The following is a 25918-nucleotide window of genomic DNA, read 5'->3' as shown; positions in this document are numbered from 1 at the left end:
ACGAGGAGGCGCGAGCCCGGCAGGGGCCGGCCTCCTCGTGCCCGCGAGAGGACGGGTCCGCGGGAGGACGGGTCAGCGGGTGGCGCGGAAGCGGTCGGCGCGCCGCAGCAGATAGGGCACCGCCATCTGGTGGATCGGCTTGGCCATACCCCAGACGGCGCGTGCGATCCCCTTGTTGAAGCGCACGAACGTCACCCAGATGACATGTCCGTCGTTCACGACGACGATGTTGTAGGTGGCCACGATTCCGGAATGGCCTTCGAGTGTCATCGTGCTGTCGTCGGTGTCCGAGATGTGCCAGCCCAGCACATGCCCCGGTGACGGGGTCTTCGGTCCCATCCGTAAACCGAGGACCTTGGTCCAGCCGAAGCGGAGGAACCACCGCAGGACGGCCGGGGCGTGCTCGAAAGTGGCCCGTCCCCATTGTTCGGGAGTCGACCCCCGCGCGTCCTCGACGGGCAATTCAAAGGCCGACTCATATTGGAATCCCGTGAATTTCTTCCCGTCCAGCAGTGCTCGTGGAATGTCGACACGCTGTGCGCGCGCAGTGGCCATGGAAGTGGGCTCCTTGGAATCGCTGGCGTTGCCATACGGCCTGACGGCCCATGAGGCCCCGCACTTTACCCGTTGCTGACGAACGGCCGGAAGACGGCGCTTCGCTGTTACGCCCGCGATACGTCGGCCGACCGGATTCCTCCGGTCGGCCGACAGCTGCGTTTCCGATCACCGGAACGGGCCCGGCATCCTTCGTTCAGCCACTCGGGGTCTGGCTGTCATCCCGCTGGGCCGCGAGTTCGCACACCAGGTCGACCACATCGCCGACGGTGCGGACCCAGGAGAGCTGTTCCCGTTCCACATGCCGGCCGAGTTCGCGTTCCAGCACCGTGATGAGGTCGACGTAGTCCATCGAGTCCATGCCGAGGTCTTCCCGGAGATCGGTCCGCGGGTCCGCCACGTCCTCCCGCGGCATCACCACGGCCTCGGCCAGTAGCGTGATCACACGCTCCTCGAACTGGGCGCGCTCCATATCCGCTCCTTCGGTCGGTGTTCCGGCGCCGCTCCCGCCGCCGGTCACGGGGCCGGGGCCGGGGGCTGTGCCGAGACCGGCACCCCTGCCATGGCCAGTGCCTTCGGGGAGAGCTCATCGCGCTGCCAGCCCAGCGAGGAGAACCGGCTCAGTCCGTCGCCCTCGTTGTTGTGCCCCACCAGCACCGAGTAGAGGTTGATGGTCCCGGGGTCCCGGAGCTGCTCGGTGAACGGCACGTCGTCGAAGCCCGCGATCCGGCGGTGCCGGACCGTCAGCCCGCCGTAGCGGCGTTCGTAGTCCTCCGGGGTGAAGGTCAGCACCCCGGTCTGGCCGCTGACCGCCGAGGGCTTGACGCTCTCCCGGTAGGTGCGGATCACGGAGTGACTGCCGTTGACGAAACGGAAGATGCTGAGGTTGCGGCGGAAGGGCTCCCGGTCGACCGCGATCTGCTGGACGAGGGTCGGCACGATGTCCGGGGTCATGGCGGCGGCGCCGTCGCCGGTGAAGGAGATGACGTTCTCCTCGCGCCGGGTGAGGATGCCGGGCAGGGCCATCAGACCGTCCCCCATCAGCCCCCGGCCGAACCAGCCGGAGACACAGGGGCCGGTGCGCGGCAGACTGTTGACGGCGGAGAGTCCGGCGCGGCCGATGTCGTAGACGCCGACGTAGCGGTAGTCATGCTCGCGGATGATGCCGTCCAGGACGCCGCGCAGCCGCCGGAAGAAGTAGTTGGTGGTCATCGGCAGCACCGGCAGCAGACTGATCACATCGCCGTCGGAGTCGGTGGTGGACGCCATGGCGTCCCGCCGGTAGGCCAGTACGTCCGGATCCACCTGCAGCCGGTCCAGCAGGGTCCTCAGCACGCCCTCGATATCGGCCACGATGCCCAGTCCGGTGAACGGCGCCCGGTCGACCTCCCGCTCGGTGATCTGGATCGGGGCCAGCTGCCGCAGCTGGGACTCGGAGAACGGGGTGTCGATCTGCGGGATCTGGGTGCCGAGGAACATCACCGACTGCTCGTCCCCAGGGCGGAGCCGCCCGTCGCGGTACAGGTACTCATGGACGCGTGCCGAGTAGCCGTACATGCTCAGCGTGCCGATGAACTCCTCGACGGTACGCCCGTCGTGGTGGCGGGTCACGGTGCCGGGCTGGGCCACCGAGTCGGCGAGGCCGATGCCCGCCCGGTGCGCCAGCTCGTACAGCAGCTCCTTGGCGGTGTCGCCGAGCGGGCCGACCTGGCAGAGCAGCCTGCGGCGCTCGGAGTTGAGCAGCTGGGCCAGCCGCTCGACCTCGGGAGTGCGCACGGCCTCCACCGCCGGCTCCGCCGCGGCCGCCGTCCCGGGCGGCCGGTCGAGGTCGAGGGTGGTCTGGAGGACATCGCGGGGAGCGATCACCATCACCGGCCCCCGGTCGGCCGAGTACGCCTCGAAGGCTTCGTCGAGACCGCGCGGGATGTCGTCGGAGCGCGGGATGTGGACCACCGGGAAGCCGCGGGCCAGCAGCGAGGGGCGGCTGTCCTCGGTCTGGTGGATGGTGCCCTGGAACGGGTGCCACTGGTCGGTCCGGGAGTCGCAGCAGACGATGAAGCCCCTGGTGCGCACCGCCACGTGGTTGGCGAGCGTGCCCCGGAACTCCTCGTGCATACCGCTGGTGGCGACAATGGCGAACGGGGCGCCGTCGAGGGTGTAGCGGGCCAGCGCGGAGCAGGCGAGGCTGTGCTCGCTGGGGCCGCGGACGACCGGATTGCCGCCCGCGACGGCGCGCTGTTCGATGTCGTCGATGAAGGTGGCGACGCCGGAGCCGGTGTAGTAGTGCAGCCCCCACGCGGAACCGGCGCGGGCGGTCAGGAAGTCGGCGATGGCGTCGGCGATGGTGCTCGGCTTCATCGCGGGCCGCAGACGGCTGTTGCTCCGCAGCTGGACGGAGTCGGTGAACGCGCAGGCGATGTCGGCGGGGACGACCCATTCCTCGGCGGGCTTCCAGCGCGGGGTGAAGTGCTCCACCGAGTAGAAGCTCTCCACATCGGCGTCGGTGTAGACGTGCACCGTGTACGGGCTCGGCTCGAACTCGACCGTCTCGCCCAGCTCCCGGGAGATGGCGCACAGCCGCTCGTTGAGCTCGTCCGGCGAGGTCATGCGGTAGCGGTGGTCCGTGTGGTCGATCACCAGCAGGCTGAGGACGGTCTTCTGGTCCTGGGCCGCCTGGGCCGCCTCCAGGACCGCGTCCCGGACGGCGTCGAGGGAATCGACGGTGAGAAGGGTGAACCGGTCCTCGGGCGCGACGAGATCGAGGAATCGTAAACCACGTTTCACCACTTCGCGATATTCGTCATTCGCCGGGTTCCCGGCCGGTGGAACATCGATGTCGACATCTCGCGCTCCGGCCAGATCGGAAAGCGCGCGGCCCGCAGCCGGGCCCATCACATCGCTGTCGGTGACAACAACCACCAGTCGACGGAAGGGACTGATATGAGCCATCTCGGGCATAGAACATCCCAACAGTAGGCGTGATCAGGACTGACCAGGGTCAAGGAGTGTTTCCGACTTCCGTCGCCCTGGATACGACGTCGAGCGACAACGCATCGCCGACAAAGCCTTTTTCATGGAGTCAACCGGACGACGGCGGACCAGAGAGAACGGCCCGGGCGGCGCGGATTTCCTTTGGGGAGCCGGGCCACTAAACGCATCACGGACGACAGCCGATTCCAGCGCGCGGCCGCGGGCAACTGTGAGGCGAAACGTTCGACGGTCCACCCCGTCCGTTCGAAGAAGGCGATCCCGTTCTCCGGACCGAAGATCACAGGTGCGTTGTTCGCCCGGCCCGCACCGCTGGACATCTTGAGGATCGCGGGTCCGATGATGTCCGCGACCCACCAGGCGATCTCCGGTCTCCTGAGCTCCGCGGTGAGCCGGCGCACCTCGGACTCCGGCAGGTACAGCAGCAGCCCTTCGGTGATGACGAGCGTCCTCGCGGCCCCCTTGACCGCCTCGGCCAGACAACGGCGGCGCGCCGCCCCGTCGGTGAGGTCGACCGGCACCCGGGAGAGCTTGCAGCGGGGGGACTCATCGGCGAGCACACGGTCCTTCTCCTCGATGATCCCCGGGAGGTCCACCTCGATCCACTCCAGCGAGGCCGGGAGGTCCAGCCGGTACGGCCTGGTGTCCAGACCCGCGGCGAGGTTGACGACCCGGTCGCACCCCTCGGCCAGGGACCGTTCGACCAGGTCGTCGATCAGCCTGGTCCGCGCGATGAAGAACCAGCCGTTGCCGAACGACCGCCTGGCCGCTTCGGCGATCATCCTGCCGCGCTCCCCGGCCAGCCCGGCCGCCAGTGGATCGTGGAACAGCGCGTCCGGGCGGAGGGTCTCCTGTGCCCGGTACTCCGCGACCCAGCGCGCGGTGTCGGAGACGTGGTCGAACACCGTCTTGGCCATGAGCTCTCCTCTTGTGCCGCATGTGCTGCTCTTGTGGCGCATGTGCTGCGAGGTGGCTTGTGCTCCGTGTGCTGCGAGGTGGCGGGTGGGTCGGTGGCGCGGGCCGGCCGTCCGTCAGGGGGCGGACATCCGGGTGAACCAGTCCCCGATCACCCGGGCGGTGGTCGCCGCCTTGTCCTCGAGGATCGAGAAGTGGTCGGCCAGGACGGATTCATCGGTGTCCGCCGCCTTCCAGACCGGCTCGACCGGCAGCTTCAGCGGGGTGTCGGCGGCGGTCGCCCGCACCGCGAGGGTCGGGGCGCCGCAGCTGCCCGGGGACCACTCGTCGTACAGCCGCAGGTAACACCCCATCGCCATCAGGTTGTTGTCATTGACCACCAGACCGGTCGGATCGCGGTCGAGGATCTCGCTCATCGCCCAGACGAACAGGGCCTCGCGTTCGCTGCGGACGTCGATGTCATAGGTGTCGACCATGACGACGCCCCGGGCCGGGTGTCCGCCGCGCTCCAGACGTTCCGCGACGGCCTGGGCGACCAGCCCGCCGACGGAGTGGCCCACCAGGAAGAAGGGCTCGCCCGCCGCGGCCGTCACCGTGGCGTCCGACAGCGCCTCGATCGCCACCGTCCAGGAGGCGGGCAGCAGGGGGGACTTGCCGAAGCCCGGCATGATCAGCGCCGAGGTCCGCAGCCGCGGGCTGAACTCGGAAGCCAGCCGGGCGAACTGATGCGGTCCGGAACCGGCGAGGAACGACGGTACGCAGATCACCGCGGGCGACGCCGCGCCCTCGGCCGCGAGCACCGCACCCGGCGCACCGCCCCGTTCCGCCGTCGAGGAGAACGTCGGCCGGAACCGCGAGGCGGCCATCACCATCGGCACGGCCTCCGGGATGGCGTTCTCGACATGGGCGCGGCGCAGCAGCACGGTGAGGGTGCCACGGCTGTCCTGGGCCGGGGTCATGGCCGGGGCAGGCCGCTCCGGCGCGGACGCCGCGGGCCTCTCCCTGGCCCCGGCCAGCCAGTACCGCTGGCGCTGGAAGGGGTAGCGGGGCAGTTCGACGGTACGAGGGTCACGCCCGGCGAACGAGGGCGACCAGTCGACCCGTACGCCGCCCACGAACGCCTGGGCCAGGGTGTACGGAAAGGCGGCCGAGCCGTCGGGCGCGTCCGGTGGCGCCTGGGTGATCATGAATTCCGCCGGATCGCCGCCCGCCGCGGTGACGGCGCCGGTCAGGGCCGCAGTGAGGGTCGGTCGCGGGCTGATCTCGATGAAGGCGCGGAAGCCCTGTTCGACCTGGGTGCGGAGGGTGTCCCGCAGGGGGGCGGCCCCCGCCGTGCCGGTGCCGGTGGCCACGGCGGCGGCCGCGTCCTCGAGACCACGTCGTCCGGCGATCACCTCGGTGGCGAGTTCGGCTCCGGGCTCACCGGTCACCGCATCGGGCTCCACACCGTAGGCGCGCCACAGCGCCGCCAGTGACACCTGGACGGCGAAGAGGGCGGGGCCGAAGACACCGGGGTCGTCGAGGGAGGGGGCACCTGGGACACCGTTGACCACGTCGAGCAGGTCCCAGCCGGTGTGCGGGGTGAGCGCCCGGACGCAGTCCGCCATCCGCGCGGCGAACGCGGGTGCGGTGGACAGGAGTTGGCGGGCGGGTTCCAGCGACTGCTTGTCGGGGGCGGGGATCACGAACGCCGTGCTCCCGGCCCGTGCGCCGGAGTTGAGCAGCACCCCGGGAGCCGCCTCGCCGCTGATCACCTTGTCCAGGCCGGTCAGCAGCTCCTCGCGGCTCCGGCCCACCACGACCGCGCGGTGCGAGAGCTGGGCACGGCCGGTGGCCAGTGAGTGGCCGATGTCCACCGGGTCGAGTCCGGGGTGGGCGGTCAGCCACTCCTTCAACCGGCGTGCCTGTGCGGTGAGTCCGGACGGCATCTTGCCCGACAGCGCCCACACCACCGGCTCACCGGGGGCGGTGGCGGCGGGCCGGTCCCGGTGCGGGGCCTGGTCCGCGGGTGCCTCCTCGATGATGAGGTGGGCGTTGGTACCACTGGCACCGAAGCTGGACACCCCCGCGCGGCGCGGACGCCCACCACGCGGCCACGGACGCGCCTCCGTCAACAACTCCACCGCACCCGAAGACCAGTCCACCTTCGACGACCGCACCCCCGCATACAACGTCGCGGGCAACCGCTCCGCCCGCAACGCCATCACCATCTTGATCAGACCACCCACCCCCGCAGCCGCCTGCGCATGCCCGATATTCGACTTCAACGACCCCAACCACAACGGCTCCCCCAACCGCCCACGCCCATACGTCGCCAACAACGCCCCCACCTCGATCGGATCCCCCAACACCGTCGCCGTCCCATGCCCCTCCACCACATCCACCTCACCCCCCGACAACCCCGCATCCACCAACGCCCCCCGAATCACCCGCTCCTGCGACGGACCACTCGGCGCCGTCATACCATTACTCGCACCGTCCTGATTCACCGCCGAACCACGCAACACCGCGTGCACCCGATGACCGTTCCGACGCGCATCCGACAACCGCTCCAGCAACAGCACACCCATGCCCTCGGCCCATCCGGTGCCGTCCGCCGATGCGGAGAAGGACCGGCAGCGGCCGTCCGGTGAGAGCGCCCGCTGCCGCGAGAACTCCACGAAGACGCCCGGCGTGGCGAGCACGGTCACCCCGCCGGCCAGGGCCATCGGGCATTCGCCACGGCGCAGCGACTGCATCGCCAGATGGGTGGCCACCAGCGAGGAGGAACACGCGGTGTCCACGGTCAGCGCCGGACCCTCGAAACCGAAGGTGTACGCCACCCGGCCGGAGACGAAGCTGCCCAGGTTGCCCAGCCCCCAGCGGCCACCGACCTGGTCCTCGCGCTGGCGCGCCAGCCAGGCGTAGTCCTGGAACATGGCCCCGGCGAACACCCCGGTGGCGCTGCCGCGCATCGCGTCGGGGGCGATCCCGGCGTCCTCGAACGCCTCCCACACACCTTCGAGCAAGAGCCGCTGCTGTGGATCCATCGCGAGGGCGTCACGGCGGCTGATGCCGAAGAAGCGGGGGTCGAACTCGGTGGCGGTGGACAGGAAGCCACCGGTGCGCACATAGCTGGTGCCCGGGTGGCCGGGGTCGGGATCGTAGAGGGCGTCCAGGTCCCAGCCCCGGTCGTCGGGGAAACCGGAGATGGCGTCCCGGCCCTCGGCCACCAGCTCCCACAGATCCGTACCGGACATCACCTCGCCGGGGTAGCGGCACGCCATGCCGATGACGGCGATCGGCTCCCGGGACCGTTCGTTCTCCTGACGCAGCCGGACGTTGTCCTTCATGGCCGCGCGCAGTGCTTCTACGACATCCTCATGGTCGACGGGCATCGGTACGGGTCCAATCACGAGTCGTTGCCGCGCAGGGCCAGGCGGACGAGGCCTTCGGCGTCCATGTCGTCGAGCTCGGCCGCCGCGTCGGGCGCGCCGTCACCACGGGAGCCCTCACCACGGGAACCGTCACCGTGACGGCCGTCACCGCTCCCGGTGCTCTCTCCGGCGGGGGCGAGCCTGCCCGCCAGGAACAGGGCCACGGCCCGCGGGGTGGGGTGGTCGAACACCGCCGTCACGGGCAGGCCGAGGCCGGTGGCCAGGTTCAGGCGGTTGCGCAGTTGGACGGCTCCCAGGGAATCGAAGCCGAGTTCGCTGAAGGCCCGGTCCGGGGGCACCGCGTCCGGCCCCGGATACCGGAGCACCGCGGCGATCTCGGTGCGCACCAGCCGCAGCAGCAGGCGGGCGCGCTCCGGTCCGGTCCGTTCGGCCAGCTCCTCCCTGAGCGCCGCGGAGGTGGCGGGGGTACGGGTGGGCACACCGCGCACCAGACCGCGCAGCAGGGCGGGGCCCGCGCCCGCGGCGGCCTGGGCGCGCAGGGCAGCCGTGTCCAGCCGGGCGGCCAGGACCAGCGGGGCGGTCGCTCCGAGGGTGGCGTCCAGCAGTCGCAGCCCCTCCCCGGCGGTCAGGGCGATCACCCCGCTGTCGGCCAGCCGGTCGGTGTCGTCGCGGCTGAGCCGGCCGGTCATCTCACCGGCCTCCTCCCACAGCCCCCAGGCGAGGGACACGGCGGGCCTGCCCCGCGCGCGGCGCCGGTGCGCCAAGGCGTCCAGGAAGGTGTTGGCGGCCGCGTAGTTGCCCTGTCCGGGACCGCCGAGGACCCCCGCGAGCGAGGAGAACAGCACAAAGGTGCTGAGGTCATGATGGGCCGTCAGCTCGTGCAGATGCCATGCCGCGTCGGCTTTGGCGCTCAGCACCCGATCGAGCCGTTCATCGGTCAGGGCGGGGATGAGGCCGTCGTCGAGCACCCCGGCGGCGTGGACGACGGCCTTCAGCGGATGGTCCGCGGGGACCTTGGCGAGCAGCTCTGCCACGGCGCCGCGGTCGGACACATCACAGGCGGCGATCCTCACCCGCGCGCCCAGGGCGGTGAGTTCGTCCGTCAGGGCCCTGGCACCTTCTGCCACCGGACCGCGGCGGCTGGCCAGCAGCAGATGGCGCACCCCGTGTTCGGCGACCAGATGGCGTGCCACCAGCGCTCCCAGACCGCCGGTGCCGCCGGTGATCAGGGCCGTCGCTCCCGGGTCGAAGGACGGGGTGGACGGCGCGGGCCGGATCCGGACCGCCCGGGGCACCAGCAACGCCTCGCCCCGCACGGCCAGCTCGGGTGCGTCGACGGCCAGGGCGGAGGCGAGGGAGTCCATGCCCGATGCGGCGTCGAGATCGATCAGCCGGAAGGTGTCGGGGTTCTCGGACTGGGCGCTGCGCACCAGACCCCACAGCGGAGCCAGTTCCAGCGAAGGCTCGTCGGCGGGGAGCGCCGCCACCGCGGTCCGGGTGACGAACACCAGGCCGGAGCCCTGGAGCCGCTCATCCGCGAGCCACTCCCGCAGCAGTGACAGCACACGGCCCGTCACCGTCCGCACCGCCTCGGGCGGGGTCGCGGCGGCGGGCGGTCCGATGGGCACGACGACCCACCGGGGTGGGGCGCCGTCGTCGCCCGCCGGGAGCGAGCCGAGACCGGAACAGGTGTGCAGGGGCGTGCGGTTCGCCTCCAGCCCCTCCGTGGTGCCGAGGAAGGCCATGGCGTCGGCGGACACCGGGGCGGCCGGGGTGGCGGCCACCCAGTCCACACCGAACAGACAGTCGGCCGTCACCGAACGGGCGGCGGCGAGCTGGGCCGAGGACACCGGCCGTGCCAGCACCGAGTCCACCGAGACGCGGAGGAGTCCGTCCACGTCCCGGGCGGACATCCGCAGGGTGTCGGCGCCGAGGGGGGTCAGCCGGACGCGCAGAGCGGTCGCGGTGCGGTCACCAGGCCGGATCCGCACCCCGGACCAGACGAACGGCAGCCACGCGGAGCCGGGTCCGCCGTCGTCCGCGGGATCGACGAGGGCCGCGTGGAAGGCGGTGTCCAGCAGCGCGGGATGGAGGAGGTGCCGGGGGTCGATGTCCTCATCGCCGCCGTCGAGGCGGACCTCGGCCCAGATCTCGTCCCCGCACCGCCAGGCGGCCCGCAGCCCCCGGAACATCCCGCCGTACTCCATGCCCCGGTCGGCCAGGCGGTCGTACAGGTCGCCGGTACTGAGGGGGACCGCGCCCTCCGGGGGCCAGACGGCGGGCGCCACGTCGGTGGGCGGCGCCTCGGTGGATGGTGCGTCGGCGGCCACCGCCAGCACCCCGGACGCGTTCCGCGTCCAGCCGTCCTCGCCGTTCGCGCCGTCCTCGGAGTGCAGGGTGAAGGCGGCCCTCCCGGCCGGGTCGGGCTCGGCCACCTGGAGCTGGATGGCGATCCCCGCCTCCCGCACCACCAGGGGTGATTCCAGGGTCAGTTCCACCACGACGGGCATGCCCAGCCGGTGGCCCGCGCTCGCGGCGAGGTCCACCAGCGCCGTGCCCGGCACGAACACCTCACCGAACACGGTGTGGTCGGCGAGCCACGGCACCTGATCCAGCGCGAGCCGCCCGGTGAACACCGAGCCGAGTCCGCCCGCCAGCCGCACCTGCCCGGCCAGCAGTGGATGGCGCGCGGAGACGAGTCCGGCGGGACGCGGATCGCCCGTGCCCTCACCACCGGTGGCCCAGTACCGCTGCCGGGTGAAGGCGTAGCGGGGCAGGTCGACACGGCGGGCGGACCGCCCGTCGAAGGCGGCCGACCAGTCCACCGCGACACCGCGCGCATATGCCTCGCCGAGCGAGCCGAGGAAGTCCTCGAGCCGTCCGTGATCCCGTCTCACCGACCCCAGGATCACCGTGTCGAGGCCGTCCCCGGCCGCCTCCAGGTTCTGCTGGAGAGCGGCGGTCAGCACGGGATGCGGGCTGATCTCGATGAACACACGGAAACCCCGGTCGGCCATGTCGCGGACGGTCTGCTCGAAGAGCACGGGGTTGCGCAGATTGGCGTACCAGTAGTCGCCGTCGAGTGTGGTGGTCTCGACGGCCTTTCCCGCCACGGTGGAGTGGAAGGCCGGCTGCCCCGCCCGCGGTCGCACCGGCGCGAGCGCGGTGCGCAGCCGTTCGCGGAGCTCCTCGATGCGCGGTGAGTGGGAGGCGTAGTCGACGGGGATCCGGCGGACCCAGACGTCCTCCGCGACACAGTCCTCCAAGAGCCGGTCCAGCGCCTCGGTGTCACCGGAGACGATGACCGACGACGGACCGTTGACCGCGGCCACGGACACCTCGCCGGACACCACGGCCGGCCGTGCGCTCACCTCTTCCACGGACTCGGCGACGGACAGCATCCCGCCGCCGCGGCCGAGGGTGGCGATCGCCTTGCTGCGCAGCGCGACCACCCGGGCGGCGTCGTCGAGGGTCAGGGCACCGGCGACACAGGCGGCGGCGATCTCGCCCTGGGAGTGGCCGATCACCGCGTCCGGCTCCACACCGTAGGAGCGCCACAGGGCGGCGAGGGACACCATCATGGCGAACAGGGCGGGCTGGACCACATCGACCCGGTCGAGCCAGGGAGCGTCCGGGCCACCGGCGAGCACATCGGACAGACGCCATCCGGTGTGCGGCTCCAGAGCCTCCCCGCACTCCCGCATCCGCTCGGCGAACACCGGTGAGGACACCAGCAACGCCTGGGCCATGCCCGCCCACTGGGATCCCTGGCCGGGGAAGACGAACGCCACCCGGCCCGGCCGGGCGCCGGTACCGGTCGTCTCGTCCGCCGGGTCCGGGTGTTCGATCCGGGCCAGTCCGCCGAGCAGGTCATCGCGGTCGTGGCCGACGACCACCGCGCGGTGCGGGAGTGCGGCACGGGTGGTGGCCAGGGAGTAACCCACGTCCACCGGGTCCAGTCCGGGATCGGCCAGCAGCCGTGCGCGCAGAGCGCGTGCCTGCGCCGCGAGTCCGGACCGCTGTTTCCCGGACAGCACCCAGACGGTCGGGGTGTCCACGGGCGGCGTGGGACCGTCGGCCGGGGGGACGGACCCGGCGGACGTCGTGGCCGGTGCCTCCTCGATGATGAGGTGGGCGTTGGTACCACTGGCACCGAAGCTGGACACCCCCGCGCGGCGCGGACGCCCACCACGCGGCCACGGACGCGCCTCCGTCAACAACTCCACCGCACCCGAAGACCAGTCCACCTTCGACGACCGCACCCCCGCATACAACGTCGCGGGCAACCGCTCCGCCCGCAACGCCATCACCATCTTGATCAGACCACCCACCCCCGCAGCCGCCTGCGCATGCCCGATATTCGACTTCAACGACCCCAACCACAACGGCTCCCCCAACCGCCCACGCCCATACGTCGCCAACAACGCCCCCACCTCGATCGGATCCCCCAACACCGTCGCCGTCCCATGCCCCTCCACCACATCCACCTCACCCCCCGACAACCCCGCATCCACCAACGCCCCCCGAATCACCCGCTCCTGCGACGGACCACTCGGCGCCGTCATACCATTACTCGCACCGTCCTGATTCACCGCCGAACCACGCAACACCGCGTGCACCCGATGACCGTTCCGACGCGCATCCGACAACCGCTCCAGCAACAGCACACCCATACCGTCGGAGAACCCCGTGCCATCCGCCGTCTCGGCGAAGGACCGGCAGCGGCCGTCCGGTGAGAGCGCCCGCTGCCGCGAGAACTCCAGGTACACAGTGGGAGTGGCTGCCACGGTGACCCCGCCCACGACGGCCATCGAGCATTCGCCGTCGCGCAGCGAGCGCATCGCCAGATGAGTGGCCACCAGCGAGGAGGAACACGCGGTGTCCACGGTCAGCGCCGGACCCTCGAAACCGAAGGTGTACGCCACCCGGCCGGAGGCCACGGCGGGCAGGGTGCCGATGCCCCAGTAGCCCTGGAGTCCGGTGCCGCCGGAGCGGGCCACATAGCTGTAGTCGACGCCGGAGACACCCGCGAACACCCCGGTGCGGCTGGAGCGCAGGGTTCCGGGGTCGATCCCGGCGTCCTCGAACGCCTCCCAGACGCCCTCCAGCAGCAGCCGCTGCTGTGGATCCATGGCCAGCGCCTCGCGGGGGCTGATGCCGAAGAACTCCGCGTCGAACTCGGTGGCGGTGTGGAGGAAACCGCCCGATCGCGTGTACGCGGTGCCGGGGTGGTCCGGGTCGGGGTGGTACAGCTCTTCCAGTGGCCAGCCGCGGTCGTCCGGGAAGCCGGTGATCGCGTCACGGCCCTCGTCGACCAGCCGCCAGAGATCTTCGGGAGTCCCGGCACCACCGGGATAGCGGCAGGCCATGCCCACCACGGCGATGGGGTCGTCCGTCTTCTCGTCGTCCGTCTTCTCGTCGTCCGCTTCCCCGTCCGCATCCTCCGCGCCCCGCACGGACGGGGAATCGGACTCAAGGGCGGACTCGTCGTCCGACAGTCCCATACGGGAGAGGAGATAGCGGGCGACCGCGTCGGGGGTGGGCTGGTCGAACAACATGGTGAGTGGCAACTCGACCGCACAGCGGGAGCTCAGCTCCTCGGTCAGCGCCACGGCGGCGAGGGAGTTGTAGCCGTAGTCGAGATACGGGCGCCCCGGGTCGATGTCGCCGGGCGGCCGGCCGAGCAGCGCCGCCGTTTCCCCCACCACCACATCGAGCACGATCCGCAGCCGCTCATGTGCCGGGCTTTCCGCCAGCCGGTCGGCCAGGGAATCGCCGGACGGTGTGCCGTCGGTTGCTGAAGTCCCCACGTTGTCCACCCTTTCTACGAACCTTCGGTCGGGCCGTAAAAGGGGGCCGGTGGCCCCGGTGGCGGGAGGGGAGGATGATGTGTCGGTTTTCCTCGCCCGACGCGCTCGCCAGGCGGTTCAGCCATACGAGGGGATAACCCGGTTTTCCTCAACGTCAACTCCGCGACATTTTCGGATCATTGAGTGTGCGGTCGTTTCCCGGTGTGGCACGGGTTCACCATCGGAAGGCGGCCGCGGCGGCGAAGTCCCCGGCGTGCGCGAAACCCGCGGTGACCACGAGATCGCCGGGTTTGACCCGGCCGTCGGAGACCGCTTCGTGCAGGGTGACGGGCACTCCGGCGCCGTAGAGATTGCCGAAGCGGTCATAGGTGTCGACATGGCGCTCGGCGTCGATCCCGAGCGCGTTGCGCCAGTTGCGCAGGAAGACGCGGTTCGGCTGGTTGGTGATGAGGACGTCGATCTCGTCCACGCCGAACGCGCACCGCTCCCCCAGTTCCCGGACGAGCTCGGGCACCAGCCGATTGCCGAGTTCCAGGGTCTCCTTGGTCTTCGCGGCGTCGAACCGCACATCGAGCACGCTGTCACCGGTCTGCCAGTGGTGGCGGCCGTCCGGGGTCGCCATGCCGAGGTCGCGCGCGGTGGCGGGGGTGTGGCGGACGCGGGTGCCCAGCAGCCGCGGGGTGCCGGGACCGGGGTCGGCGGTGACCAGGGCCACTCCACACCCGTCACCGGCGGCGACGGAGTGGGACTTGAAGCGGTTGCCGTCCTGGGCGAAGATCTGGCCCGCGGTGTTCTGCACATTGGCTATCAGCGCGGTTCTGGCGCCCTCGCTCGCCATGATGGCCGCCACGACCTTCAGCATGTACTGGAAGGACGCACAGCCGCCGTTGTGCAGATCGATGATCCACTCGGGCGACATCCCCATCCGGTGGGCGGTGTCCGCACCGCATCCGGTGAACAGGTCGTCGGGCAACAGCACATTGGTGACCAGTACGTCCACCTCACGGGCGGGATCGACACCCAGCCGTTCGAACATCGGCACCGCGGCCCGCTCGATCATCTCGCCGGCCCGGTCGCCGGGAGCCACATGGTGGCGCCACTGGGGTGCGCGCAACAGCGGTCCGTTGTCCATCGGGCTCAGTTCCAGACCCGCCTCGACGTACGAATCCAGGCTGATCGGCGCATTCGGCAGGTAATTCCCGGTCCCCGCGATGCCGATCGAGGGGGTTAAGACAGGCACGCCCCGTTTCCTTCCCCTAGGCTGATGATGCCGTGCGCTGATGATGCGAAGAGCTTACGCGTCACCGGTCCGAAACGGCCAGCGTTGACAGCGCGTTCTCGGATTCCTCGTCCTCGGGAACGTCTTCCCGCATGTCACGCCGCCGGATGAACAGCAGAGCGGTGACGGCACCGATCCCCGCGACCACCGCGAGTACCACGAAACACAGATGCATACTGCTGACGAATGCACTGTCGGCGGAGCGGAGAAAGTCATTCCGCAATGGTTCCGGAATGGACTCACTCGCTTCTCTGGCGCCGCCACCCGCGATGGTGACCCCGAGGGTGTGGGTGTCCACTCCGGCGGCGCCGAGCTGCCGGCCGACCGCACTGTCGGAGAATTCCCGCGCCACATGGTTCTGGAACAGCGAACCGGTGGCGGCGATTCCCAGTGCCACGCCGATCTGCTGGAAGGTCTCGCTCGCACCCGAGGCCATCCCGGCCCGGGACGGTTCGGCGACCAGCATCGCGACGGACGCGCGCGGCGGGTTGAAGGCCCCCATCCCGATACCGGCGGCGACCATGCTCGGCAGCAGCGCCGTCCACGACGAATGCTGGTCGGCCAGCAGCACCAGGAGCATCGCGGCGCACAGGAACACACCGCAGCCGAACAGCAGCAGCCGGGTCGGCACACGGTTCATCACCATACCCGCGACGGTCCCGGCGACCAGCATGCCGAAGGTCAGTGGCAGGAACCGGACACCGGTGTCCCACGCGCTCAGCCCGAGCACGTTCTCCACGTAGTTGGCCTCCAGGAAGATGGAGGTCGTACCGGCCATGTAGGCGAAGAGCGCGACCAGGGCCAGTCCCACGAAGGTGACATTGCGGAACAGGCTCATATCCAGCATCGCGGCGGGACCCCGGCTCCGTTCCACCACGACGAACAGTGCGAGGCCCGCCACCGCGATGATCCCCAGCCCGACGATCCGCGGATCGCCCCAGCCGTCCTGCGGGCCCCGGATCAGCCCCAGGACGAGGGCCAGCAACGCGACGGAGAGCACCAGCAGACCGGGGACGTCCACGCCCCGGGCCCGGGGGTCGCGTGACTCACGGACGAACACGGCGGTGATGACGATGGCGAACACCCCGATGGGGATGTTGAGGTAGAAGATCCACCGCCAGCTCGCCGTGGTCACCAGCGCGGCGCCGATCAGCGGGCCCAGAGCCACCGCGAGTCCGATGATGGCGCCGAACACCGAGAAGGCGACCGCCCGTTCCTTCCCCCGGAACTGATGGGAGATCAGCGCGGGCGCCACGGCGAACAGCACGGCTCCGCCGATGCCCTGGGCACCCCGTGCGATGTCCAGGGCCAGGCCGGTGTCGGACATACCGCAGGCCAGGGAGGCCAGCGTGAACACCACGAACCCCACCTGGAAGATCTTCTTGCGGCCGAGGGTGTCGGCGAGCGCACCGGCGGTGAGCAGGAACACCGCGAGGGTGAGGGCGTAGGCGTCGAGCACCCACTGGACCTCCTCGAAACCGGCGTCCAGCTCCTGACGGATCACCGGCAGCGCCACATTCACCACGCTGAGGTCGAGCATCAGCATGAACGTTCCGAGTACGGCGGCGGTCAGCGTCCACCACTTCGAGGCGGCGGAGGGAGGTGGCGCGGCGGGCCGTCGGCCTCCGGGCGGTGGATTCCCTCCGCCTGCGGAGGGATCGGGACCGGCGGGGCTGACGGACCGCTCCAAAGCCACTCGGATTCCCCCATGCGTCGAACGAAACGGACCACGCTCTACGGTTCCGGGACGTGGGTGACCCACGCTCGAGGAGTCGAAAGTCCCCCAGACCACGACACCGTGTCAATCACCGGAACCCCGACACTCCGCGCCGTTGGATCCCATCGGGTCGCCGACCGGACGTCAAGGGCGCACCGGGCAGGGGAGCTTGGCATCAAGTGTCCAGTGGGGAGCGACAGGCAGAGAACTCTTTGCAGAGGATCCTCTGCAATCTAGGATACGAGGGTGCCTGACGCTCCCGACCCCATACCGCCGCCCCCGCTGCCCGGCCCCACCAGGCGCCTGGACGCCACGAGCCTGCGGGGCCTGGCCCATCCGCTGCGGATGCGCCTGTACGAACTGCTCACCCTCGACGGCCCGGCGACCGCCACCCTGCTCGCCCGGCAGCTCGGCGAGAACACCGGCACCGTCAGCTGGCATCTGCGCCATCTGGCCGAGCACGGCTTCATCGAGGAGGACACCGCCCGGGGCACCAGACGGGAGCGGTGGTGGCGGAAGGCGGGGCCGGTCAATGACCTGCGGATCGCCGATTTCCGGGACGACCCCGAGGCCCACGGCGCGCTGTCGGTCTTCCTGCGCGAGCTGGTGCACCAGTCCTTCGACCGGGTCATGACCTACGTCGGGGAGGACTGGGACGAGCGGTGGCGGAACGCGGGCACCGTCTCCGACTGGCGCGACCTGCGTCTGTCTGCCGGTCAGCTCAGGGCGCTGAACGCCGAGTTGATGGAGGTGATCGCCCGTCATACGCCCGCCCCGGACACCGAGCCCGCCGCGGAGGCACTGCCGGTGACGGTGCAGCTCCAGTCCTTCCCCCGCAGGGAACGTGGCAGCGCGTGAGCCGTCCCGCACGCGGTGGCCTGCTGCGCCGCCACCGCGACTTCCGGCTGCTGTGGTGCGGTGAGACGGCGGGTACGTTCGGCTCGTCCCTCACCGCGGTGGCCATGCCGCTGATCGCCGTGTCCACCCTGCGCGCCGGTCCCTTCGAGACCGGTCTGCTGACCGCCGCCTCCTGGATACCCTGGCTGGTCATCGGGTTGCCGGTGGGTGTCTGGGTGGACCGGCTGCCACGCAGACCGATCATGCTCACGGCGTCCGCCGTCTCAGTGGTCCTCTACGCGAGCGTTCCGGTGGCCGCCTGGCGCGGTCTGCTGACTTTCGGTCTGCTGCTGACCGTGGCGCTGCTCGCGGGCACGGCGATGGTGTTCTTCCAGACCGCCTACCGCGCCTACCTCCCCGGTCTGCTGGACCCCGACGACCAGGCCGAGGGCAATGCCGCACTGCACGGCAGCGCCTCCGCCGCACAGATCGCCGGGCAGGGTTCGGCTGGTGTGATCGCCCAGTGGGCGGGCGCGGTGAACGGCATGTTCACCAACGCCGCCGCCGTCCTCGCCACGTTCTTCTGTCTGTCCGCCATCCGCCACCGCGAACCGGCCGCCGCGACCACGGCGCGTCCGCGCCGGGCGCTGGTCCAGGAGATCGGCGAGGGGCTGCGGCTGATCGTCCGTGATCCGTGGTTCCGGACCTTCGCGCTGTTCTCCGCCGTCTCCAACCTCGCACTCATGGGGTACCAGTCGATACGGGTGGTCTTCCTGGTCAGGACCGTGGGACTGGCCCCGGGCACGGTGGGCGCGCTCATCGCCGCCGTGAGCGCAGGCGGCGTCGTCGGAGCGATGGTGGCGCGCCGGGTCGCCGCCCGGGCCGGCACCGCACGCGCCACCCTGGTGTTCGAACTGGGCCTGGCCGTGTGTGCGCTGCTCATTCCGCTGGCCGTCGCCGGACCCGGGGTCCTGTTCTTCGTGACGGGCGGCTTCTGCGTCTCGATGGGTGTGGTGGCGGGCAATGTGATCAAGGCCGGCTTCCAGCAGCTCTACTGCCCGCCGGAGCTGCTCGGCCGGCTGACCGCGAGCACGGCGTTCATCAGCTACGGCACGATCCCGCTCGGTGCGCTGCTCGGCGGTGCCCTCGGCACCGCGTTCGGCGTCCGGGCCGCGATGTGGATCACCACGGCGGGGATCCCGCTGGCCGGGCTGATCCTGTGGCGCTCCCCGGTCCGGTGGGCGCGCGATCTGCCGACGGTCCGGCCGGCGGGCCCGGCGGCGGACACCCCGGTGGTGCCGTCGGCCGGATGACATGCCGCCGATGGCGCAGCAGCGGTCGCCGGGTGCCGCCGGCCGGTACAGGCTGGGACTGTGGATCACGGCCGTATCAGGAGCCCGTGCGCACCGGGGTCGGCTGAGGCACCACCGGCACGGAGCGGGCCGTGAGGCGGCCGGGCCGCGGCGGGGCCGGGCACGGCGGACACCGACAGGCCCCCCGGCTGAGCGACAGTGGTCTGGGGATCCCCTCTCCCTCGGCCTGGATGCGCTGGCTGCCGCTCATCTACGTCGCGGTCATCCTGGCGGTCGAGCCCATCACCCCCGTGGAGTGGCCGGTGAGCTTCCTGCTCATCGCGCTGCCCGTGGTGGCGGCGTTCAGCCACGGTCCGCTGAGCGTGGCCGGTATCACCGTGTTCGCCGTGTGCTTCGTGGGGGTCCTCGCGGGCACCCCGTGCTGCGCGGGCCGCAGTGTGGGCTACATCTGGGACCGCCACTACGTGGCCATCTACATCGCCACCGCCCTGGTGGGAGCCCTCGGTACGGCGCTCGCGGCACACCGGAAGCGCCAGGAGGCCCATCTGCTGCACGCCAGCTCGGTGGCCGAGGCGCTGATGCGCACCCTGCTGCGTCCCCTGCCCCATGAGGTGGGCCACGTCCTGGCGGCGGCGCTCTACTGCCCCGCCGAGGCGGGCACCATGGTCGGTGGGGACCTCTTCGACATCCGCGCCACCCGGCACGGTGAACGGGCCATCATCGGCGATGTGCGCGGCAAGGGGCTCCAGGCGGTGCGCACCGTGGCCGATGTACTGGGCAGCTTCCGCCAGGCCGTCTACGACCCCGGGGACCTGCTCGAGGTGGCCAACCGGCTGGAGCGCCGGATGGCGGGCGAGGCCGCGGACATCCCCGACGACGAGCTGTTCGTCACGGCGGCGCTGATCGAGTACGAGCCGGTGGCCCACCGGCTGACGATCGTGAACTTCGGCCATATCGAGCCGGTCCTGATCTCCGGTGGTGAGGTGACCACCCTGACCGGCACCCCGTGTCTCCCCCTGGGACTCGGCACCCTGGCCGATGAGCCGCCCGTCGCCGCCGAGTACCGGCTGCTGCGCGGCGATGTGCTGCTGATGTGCACCGACGGGCTGATCGAGGCCCGGGACGCGGAAGGCAACTTCTACCCCCTGCTGGACCGGCTCCGCGACCGGTTCACGGGCCGCCCGGCCCCGGACCCCCTCGATGTGATCAACTTCCTCAACACCGATCTGCCGTGCCATGCGCGCAAGCTCCACGACGATGTCGCCGTTCTCGCCCTCTCCCCGCACGGACGGCTCTGACCCCCGCGGTCACGGTCCCGGCCGCCCGTCAGACGGCCACCGGCAGCTCCGCCCAGCGGGTCACACCGGAGCAGCCGACCCGGGTGCCGTGGCAGGACGACAGCGCGGCGACGATGCCGATGCCACGACCGTGCTCATCCGGCTCGACCTCCTCGTCGGTCCGCTCGTCCCGGGGCACCGGACCGCCGTCGGTGACCTCGATGTGCAGGACGCGGTATCCGTCGGCCTCGCCCGAGCGCAGCCGCAGCACGGCCGGGGGAAGGGCGTGCAGCACCGCGTTGGTGATCAGCTCGGAGATCACCATGAGCGCGTCGTCGAGGCAGGCGTCGGGCAGGTCCCACTGGTCCAGCAGCAGCCGCGCCCGGCGCCGTACGGTGGCGACGGCCTCGTGGAGGTGCGGTACCGGAAGGTGGTGGTCTGCACGGTGGTCGACATGGCCGATCGGCGTGCCCTCGCCAGGGACGGTCCGGTCACCGCCCGGCACCGTGCCGCCCGCGGTGCCCACCCCGCGCGCCTGGGGTCCGATGAACGGCTCGGGCCCGGTGTGGGCGGTGGGCCCCACGAAGCCGAACGCCGCGGGGACGCTCCGGTCGCCCGCGCCCACCTGGGGAATCGCTCCCACGTGGGGATCAGTCGACGGTGCGTCGCCGACGGTCGGAAGATTCAGCTGGTCCGCCACTTCTCCTCCTCCAGGTGCTCTGCCGGGCAACGCCCCGTCGAGCGCCCAGTGGGTCTGCCTGTCGATCCCCGGCCGAATGGTGGCCGGGACGACTGCCCCGGATGCCGGAGCTGTCCTGATACGGACGCTATGGGCGTACGAGGACGCGGTCAACGAATCCGGGTCGGCATTACCGAACGTTCTCGTACAACGCTGAACAAACGCGAAAACATGCAGTTAAGGGCATCAACGAGCTATTAATTCCTAAAGGGATATCGCTGGTCAACAAGCTGGATGAGGGGACATGGAGCTACGATCGCGACATGGCCGGCCCGGTGCAGTCGATCGAGCGGGCGGCGGCGATCCTGCGGCTGCTCGCCCAGGGCTCGGGACGGCTCGGCCTGGGCGAGGTGTCGGCAGCGCTGGGCCTGGCGAAGGGCACCGCGCACGGCATACTGCGGACCCTCCAGAGCGTGGACTTCGTCGAGCAGGACAAGGAGACCGGCAAGTACCAGCTCGGCGCCGCGCTGCTGCACCTGGGGACCAGCTACCTCGACATCAACGAGCTGCGCTCGCGCTCCATCAACTGGGCCGACGCCCTCGCCGCGCGCAGCGGTGAGGCGGTCCGGCTCGGCGTGCCCCTCGAGGGCAAGGTACTCATCGTCCACCACGTCTTCCGTCCCGATGACACATTTCAGACCCTGGACGTGGGATCCCTGCTGCCCCTGCACGCCAGCGCCCTGGGCAAGGTCCTGCTGGCGTTCGGGGCGACACCCCTGGAGCCGGTCATGGAAGCAGAACCAGAGGGCTACACCCGGCACACCCTCACCTCCCACCAGCAGCTGGGCAGAGCGCTCGGCGAGATCCGGGAGGCCGGATGGGCGGCCGCGGTCCAAGAAATGATCATGGGTGAGGCGGATATCGCGGCGCCGATCCGCGGCCAGGGCGGTCTGGTGGTCGGTGCCATCGGCGTCTCCGGCTCCGTGGAGCGACTCTGCGACAGCCGGGGGCGGCCCGGCCCCCCGCTCGTCGGCCTGGTGCGGGACGCCGCACGGGCCGTCTCACGGGACCTGGGCGCGGCCCGCTGGTGACCGCCATGCCCTGCTCGAAACCGCGCGAAGGCAGGCCAGGCCATGGTTGAACGCTATGTGCTCTCCATCGACCAGGGCACCACCTCCACCCGGTGCATCCTCTTCGACCACCAGGGACGTCTGGTGTCCGTCGCCCAGAGGGAGCACCAGCAGTACTTCACCCAGCCGGGCTGGGTGGAACACGACGCCACCGAGATCTGGGCCAATCTGGGCCGGATCGTCCCCCGGGCGCTCGAGAACGCCGGGGTCGGCCCCGGCCAGGTGGCGGCGATCGGCATCGCGAACCAGCGCGAGACCACAGTCGTCTGGGACCGCCGTACGGGCGTCCCCATCGGCAACGCCATCACCTGGCAGGACACCCGTACCGACGCCCTGGTGGACGAGTTGCGCCGCACCATGGGGGACGATTTCTTCCTCGACCGCTGCGGGCTGTCGCCCACCACCTACTTCTCCGCCCCGCGGATCCGCTGGCTGTTCGACCACGTCGACGGTCTGCGCGAGCGCGCGGAACGCGGTGAGGTGCTGTTCGGCACCGTGGAGAGCTGGCTGATCTGGAACCTCACCGGCGGACCGGACGGTGGACTGCACATCACCGACGCCACCAACGCCAGCCGCACCATGCTGATGAACATCCGCACGCTGAGCTGGGACGAGGAGCTGCTGGACTACTTCGGGGTGCCGCGCGCGATGCTGCCGGAGATCCGCCCGTCCGCCGAGCGCTACGGCGTGGCGCGGGCGCTGCTGCCGGACGTGCGCATCGGGGCCGCCCTCGGCGACCAGCAGGCGGCGCTCTTCGGACAGACCTGCTTCGCCATGGGGGAGGCGAAGTGCACCTACGGAACCGGCAGCTTCCTGCTGATGAACACCGGCACCGATCCGGTGCGCTCCCGGCACGGGCTGCTCACCACCGTGGGCTACAAGATCGGGGACGAGCCGACCGTCTACGCCCTGGAGGGGCCGATCGCGGTGACCGGTTCGCTGGTGCAGTGGTTCCGGGACCGGCTGGGGCTGATCCACAGCGCCCCGGAGATCGAGACCCTCGCCCGCACCGTCGAGGACAACGGCGGCTGCTACATCGTGCCCGCGTTCTCCGGACTCTTCGCACCGCACTGGCGCAGCGACGCCCGCGGGGTCGTCGTCGGCCTCACCTCGTACATCACCAAGGGACATCTGGCCCGCGCGGTGCTGGAGGCCACCGGCTGGCAGACCCGTGAGGTCATCGACGCCATGAACGCCGACTCGCCGGAACCGCTGAAGGCCCTGAAGGTCGACGGCGGGATGACGGCCAACAACCTGCTGATGCAGTTCGTGGCCGATGTGCTCGATGTGCCGGTGGTGCGGCCCATGGTCTCCGAGACGGTCTCCCTGGGCGCGGCCTACGCCGCGGGGCTGGCCGTCGGCTACTGGCCGGACCTGGAGGGTCTCCGCCGCAACTGGCACCGGGCCGGTCAGTGGATGCCCACGATGGATCCCGCGCGCCGGGAGGCGGAGTACGAGAACTGGCGGCGGGCGGTGGAACGTTCGCTGGGGTGGACGCGGTCCTGAGGGCGACCGCCGCCCGGCGCACCGGTGTTCACGCACCGGGCCGGCCTCTCGGTGAGGAAGGACCGGGCCGGTGAGCGCTGATCCGCCGGGCCGGGTGGCTCCTGTGGCCCGTCCCCGCCGATCAGGGCGGCTCCACCGGCCCGCATTCTGGACCGGAAGAGCCTGGCTATCGCGTTCCCCCGGGGGCTCCGTCGACAGCTTGCGACGCGGGTACCCAGGGGTGCGCGGTTTACGTCTGCTGGATCCGGAGTTCTCCCTGGGGATTTCCCTCGTCCCACCCGGGCCCGGTCATCCCCGCGTCCGGTGCGTGCCGCCGCCGCCAGAACGGCTGGGCGGGCCAACGCCGCTCGGCGCGGTAGGCGTCGTCGAGATGGTGCGCGTAGACGGCGCGGATCCACCGGAGCCGCGCGGCGTAGTCCCGTAGCGCCCCGCGGTCACCGCGCAGCCGGGCGTCGACGGCCTGACCGGCGCGCAGCCCCGTGCACAGCGCGGTGAGCACTCCTTGGGAGGAGAGCGGGTCGAAGGCGACGGCCGCGTCGCCCGCCGCGATCCAGCCGTCGCCGCACACCGGCTCCAGATGGGCGCTGTGAGCGGGCGCCCGTCGTGGCACCGCGTCGGGGGCGAGGGGGTGACCGGCGGCGCGGTGGACCAGATGACGGGTGGTCACCGCCCAATGCCGTCGGAGGGCCTGACCGGTGGCGAGGCGGTCGCGGGGTGGACGGCGATGCGGACGATGTCGCCTGCCATGGTGGGCCACCTGTCGCCGACGGCCTGTGGTCGGTTCCCCGAGCCCCCGCTCCCCCGGTGACGCCGGTGACGCCGCTGTCCGCGCCGCCCCGGGACGTCCCCCTCCACCACCGTCCCCCGCCCCGGCCGGACCCGCCACCGCAGGGCCCGGGCTCACTCCTCCACGACGAGCGCCGGGGTCTCCCGGGTGAGGACGTCACCGCGGAAGAAGGCCGGGCTGCGGCGGTTCATCAGGACCATGAGGACCGCGCCGAGCAGCAGCAGCCCCACTCCGATCAGGAAGACGCTGCCGATGCCGAACACGGCGCTGCCGGAGCCGTAGGCCGGGTTCCACATGTCGATGAGGGTCTTGGCGAAGACGGCCGTCAGCAGCCCGCCGCCCAGCACCGGGAGCAGCCCCTTGTACACGAAGCCCCGGACGTCACGGAGGAGGTCGCGGCGGAAGTACCAGGCGCAGGCGAAGGCGGTGAGCGCGTAGTAGAAGCAGATCATGAGGCCCAGCGCGTAGATGGTGTCCACCAGGACGTTCTTGCTGAGCAGTGTCATCACCGTGTAGAAGACGCCCGTCGCCACGCCCGCGGCGACGGTGGCCCGCCCCGGGGTGCGGAAGCGGGGGTGCACCCGGGCGAAGGAGGCGGGCATGGCCCCGTAGGTGCTCATCGCCAGCACGGTGCGCGCCACCGGCAGGAAGGTGGTCTGGAGGCTGGCCGCGGCGCTGGCCAGGACGGCGACGAACAGCAGCACCCCGAACGGGCCCATGACCGGCTCGGCGAGGGCGGCGAAGACGTTGTCGTTGGTCTCGGGATTGCCGAGGCCGACACCCCGGTCGCCGACGCCCGCGTACATCTGGGCGGCCACGGCGGTCACCAGATAGGAGCCGACCAGGACGACCATCGAGATCAGCGCGGCCCGCCCGGGGGTCCGGTCGCTGCCGCGGGTCTCCTCGTTCACCGTGAGACAGGCGTCCCAGCCCCAGTACATGAAGATCGACAGGGACAGTCCCGCGGTGAAGGCGGCGAAGGAGGTCACCGAGAACGGGTCCATCCAGGTCCAGGAGAAGTGCGCGGCGCCGCTGACGTCCCCGGCCTTGGCGAACGCCATGACGACGAAGCCCACGAGGACGGCCATCTGGAGGCCGACCAGGGCGTACTGGAACCACTTGGTGGTGGTGATGCCGCGGTAGCTCACGGCGGTGGCGACGGCGACCAGGGCGAGGACGGTCAGTACGTGGGGCACCGTCTCGTCGCCGATGGCGGCGACCCGTTCGCTTCCCGTGATGTCGCCGAGGAGCAGATAGAGGAACGAGGTGGCGACGCCCGCCAGGTTCGAGAGCACGATGATCGTGGCGATCACCAGACCCCATCCGCACATCCACCCGATCCGCGGTCCGAACGCCTTCACCGTCCAGGTGAAGGACGTCCCGCAGTCGGGCATCGCCCGGTTCAGCTCCCGGTAGGCGAAGGCGACCAGCAGCATCGGCAGGAAGCCCGCGAGGAAGACGGCGGGCATCTGGAGGCCCACCTCGCCCGCGGTGGGGCCGAGCGTGCTGGTGAGGCAGTACACCGGGGCGACGGTGGACAGTCCGATCACGGCGCTGCCGAGCAGTCCGACGGAGTTGCCGCTGAGGCCCTTGGCCGTGACGCCCTCGGAGCGGGCCGTGCCCTGTTCCGCGCTGTGTTCCGCGCTCCGGGGCCGAATCGGCGTGTGGAGTTGAACCATGCCCGGAAGGCTAAATCCTGCTATTTCCGCACTCAGCGGGATAACTCGTAGTGAGCCAACCTTGAATAC

14 protein-coding genes and 2 pseudogenes are annotated in these 25918 nt (G+C 70.9%); 5 read left to right on the top strand and 11 right to left on the bottom strand.

Going from position 1 to position 25918, the window contains the following annotated elements; translation table 11 throughout:
• Window positions 1-72: 72 nt before the first annotated feature.
• From AC07FT_RS07910 to AC07FT_RS07875, 8 genes and pseudogenes are all read right to left on the bottom strand, one after another.
• Entirely contained in the window at window positions 73-555 is a 483-nt protein-coding gene (locus AC07FT_RS07910) for a DUF2867 domain-containing protein (protein ID WP_479174872.1), read from the bottom strand.
• A gap of 196 nt (window positions 556-751) precedes the next feature.
• On the bottom strand, window positions 752-1027 hold the full coding sequence (locus AC07FT_RS07905) for an acyl carrier protein (RefSeq protein ID WP_479174871.1): 276 nt from the start codon (window positions 1025-1027) through the stop codon (window positions 752-754).
• A gap of 44 nt (window positions 1028-1071) precedes the next feature.
• The gene (locus AC07FT_RS07900; protein WP_479174869.1) at window positions 1072-3339 is read right to left on the bottom strand and encodes a hypothetical protein; all 2268 of its coding nucleotides are present in this window, start codon (window positions 3337-3339) and stop codon (window positions 1072-1074) included.
• A 287-nt stretch (window positions 3340-3626) separates the two neighbouring features.
• Window positions 3627-4460 (bottom strand): class I SAM-dependent methyltransferase, encoded by an 834-nt coding sequence (locus tag AC07FT_RS07895; RefSeq protein ID WP_479174867.1) that lies wholly within the window; start codon window positions 4458-4460, stop codon window positions 3627-3629.
• Window positions 4461-4574: 114 nt separating this feature from the next.
• Window positions 4575-7811: pseudogene (locus AC07FT_RS07890) on the bottom strand (type I polyketide synthase); the annotation flags it as partial.
• 38 nt (window positions 7812-7849) lie between these two features.
• Window positions 7850-13621 (bottom strand): annotated as a pseudogene (locus AC07FT_RS07885) (type I polyketide synthase); the annotation flags it as partial.
• Window positions 13622-13859: 238 nt separating this feature from the next.
• A complete protein-coding gene (locus tag AC07FT_RS07880) occupies window positions 13860-14885 on the bottom strand; it encodes a 3-oxoacyl-ACP synthase III family protein (RefSeq protein ID WP_471200178.1) in 1026 nt (341 codons plus the stop codon).
• A gap of 61 nt (window positions 14886-14946) precedes the next feature.
• Window positions 14947-16620 (bottom strand): MFS transporter, encoded by a 1674-nt coding sequence (locus AC07FT_RS07875; protein WP_479174865.1) that lies wholly within the window; start codon window positions 16618-16620, stop codon window positions 14947-14949.
• A 267-nt stretch (window positions 16621-16887) separates the two neighbouring features.
• Between AC07FT_RS07875 and AC07FT_RS07870 the strand changes: the two genes are divergently transcribed.
• The 3 genes from AC07FT_RS07870 (at window position 16888) to AC07FT_RS07860 (ending at window position 20089) form a co-directional block, all read left to right on the top strand.
• Complete coding sequence (locus AC07FT_RS07870) at window positions 16888-17499, top strand: helix-turn-helix domain-containing protein (protein ID WP_479174863.1); 612 nt, start codon at window positions 16888-16890, stop codon at window positions 17497-17499.
• Complete coding sequence (locus AC07FT_RS07865; RefSeq protein ID WP_479174861.1) at window positions 17496-18791, top strand: MFS transporter; 1296 nt, start codon at window positions 17496-17498, stop codon at window positions 18789-18791. Before AC07FT_RS07870 ends, AC07FT_RS07865 begins: the two co-directional genes overlap by 4 nt.
• 131 nt (window positions 18792-18922) lie before the next feature.
• Window positions 18923-20089: a PP2C family protein-serine/threonine phosphatase gene (locus AC07FT_RS07860; RefSeq protein WP_479174859.1), complete on the top strand. Its 1167-nt coding sequence runs from the start codon at window positions 18923-18925 to the stop codon at window positions 20087-20089.
• A gap of 28 nt (window positions 20090-20117) precedes the next feature.
• Here AC07FT_RS07860 and AC07FT_RS07855 read toward each other — a convergent pair whose 3' ends face one another.
• Window positions 20118-20768: an ATP-binding protein gene (locus AC07FT_RS07855; RefSeq protein WP_479174857.1), complete on the bottom strand. Its 651-nt coding sequence runs from the start codon at window positions 20766-20768 to the stop codon at window positions 20118-20120.
• Window positions 20769-21070: 302 nt separating this feature from the next.
• On the opposite strand from AC07FT_RS07855, the gene AC07FT_RS07850 reads away from it, so the two are divergent.
• Together AC07FT_RS07850 and glpK are read left to right on the top strand one after the other, a co-directional pair.
• Window positions 21071-21838: an IclR family transcriptional regulator gene (locus AC07FT_RS07850; RefSeq protein WP_479174855.1), complete on the top strand. Its 768-nt coding sequence runs from the start codon at window positions 21071-21073 to the stop codon at window positions 21836-21838.
• 42 nt (window positions 21839-21880) lie between these two features.
• A complete protein-coding gene (gene glpK / locus AC07FT_RS07845) occupies window positions 21881-23383 on the top strand; it encodes a glycerol kinase GlpK (RefSeq protein WP_471200199.1) in 1503 nt (500 codons plus the stop codon).
• 229 nt (window positions 23384-23612) lie between these two features.
• On the opposite strand, the gene AC07FT_RS07840 is transcribed toward glpK, so the two are convergent.
• A complete protein-coding gene (locus AC07FT_RS07840; protein ID WP_479174853.1) occupies window positions 23613-24050 on the bottom strand; it encodes a hypothetical protein in 438 nt (145 codons plus the stop codon).
• A 233-nt stretch (window positions 24051-24283) separates the two neighbouring features.
• Complete coding sequence (locus tag AC07FT_RS07835) at window positions 24284-25849, bottom strand: APC family permease (protein ID WP_479174851.1); 1566 nt, start codon at window positions 25847-25849, stop codon at window positions 24284-24286.
• Window positions 25850-25918 lie beyond the last annotated feature (69 nt).

This window comes from Streptomyces sp. NPDC045899 (genome assembly GCF_056431485.1).
This window is presented reverse-complemented; position numbering and strand designations above follow the sequence as displayed.

Bases quoted from the DNA above. Each gene is read 5' to 3' on its own strand.
- AC07FT_RS07910 (WP_479174872.1), bottom strand. From the start codon at position 555: ATGGCCACTGCGCGCGCACAGCGTGTCGACATTCCACGAGCACTGCTG.
- AC07FT_RS07905 (WP_479174871.1), bottom strand. From the start codon at position 1,027: ATGGAGCGCGCCCAGTTCGAGGAGCGTGTGATCACGCTACTGGCCGAG.
- AC07FT_RS07895 (WP_479174867.1), bottom strand. From the start codon at position 4,460: ATGGCCAAGACGGTGTTCGACCACGTCTCCGACACCGCGCGCTGGGTC.
- AC07FT_RS07850 (WP_479174855.1), top strand. From the start codon at position 21,071: ATGGCCGGCCCGGTGCAGTCGATCGAGCGGGCGGCGGCGATCCTGCGG.
- glpK (WP_471200199.1), top strand. From the start codon at position 21,881: ATGGTTGAACGCTATGTGCTCTCCATCGACCAGGGCACCACCTCCACC.
- AC07FT_RS07835 (WP_479174851.1), bottom strand. From the start codon at position 25,849: ATGGTTCAACTCCACACGCCGATTCGGCCCCGGAGCGCGGAACACAGC.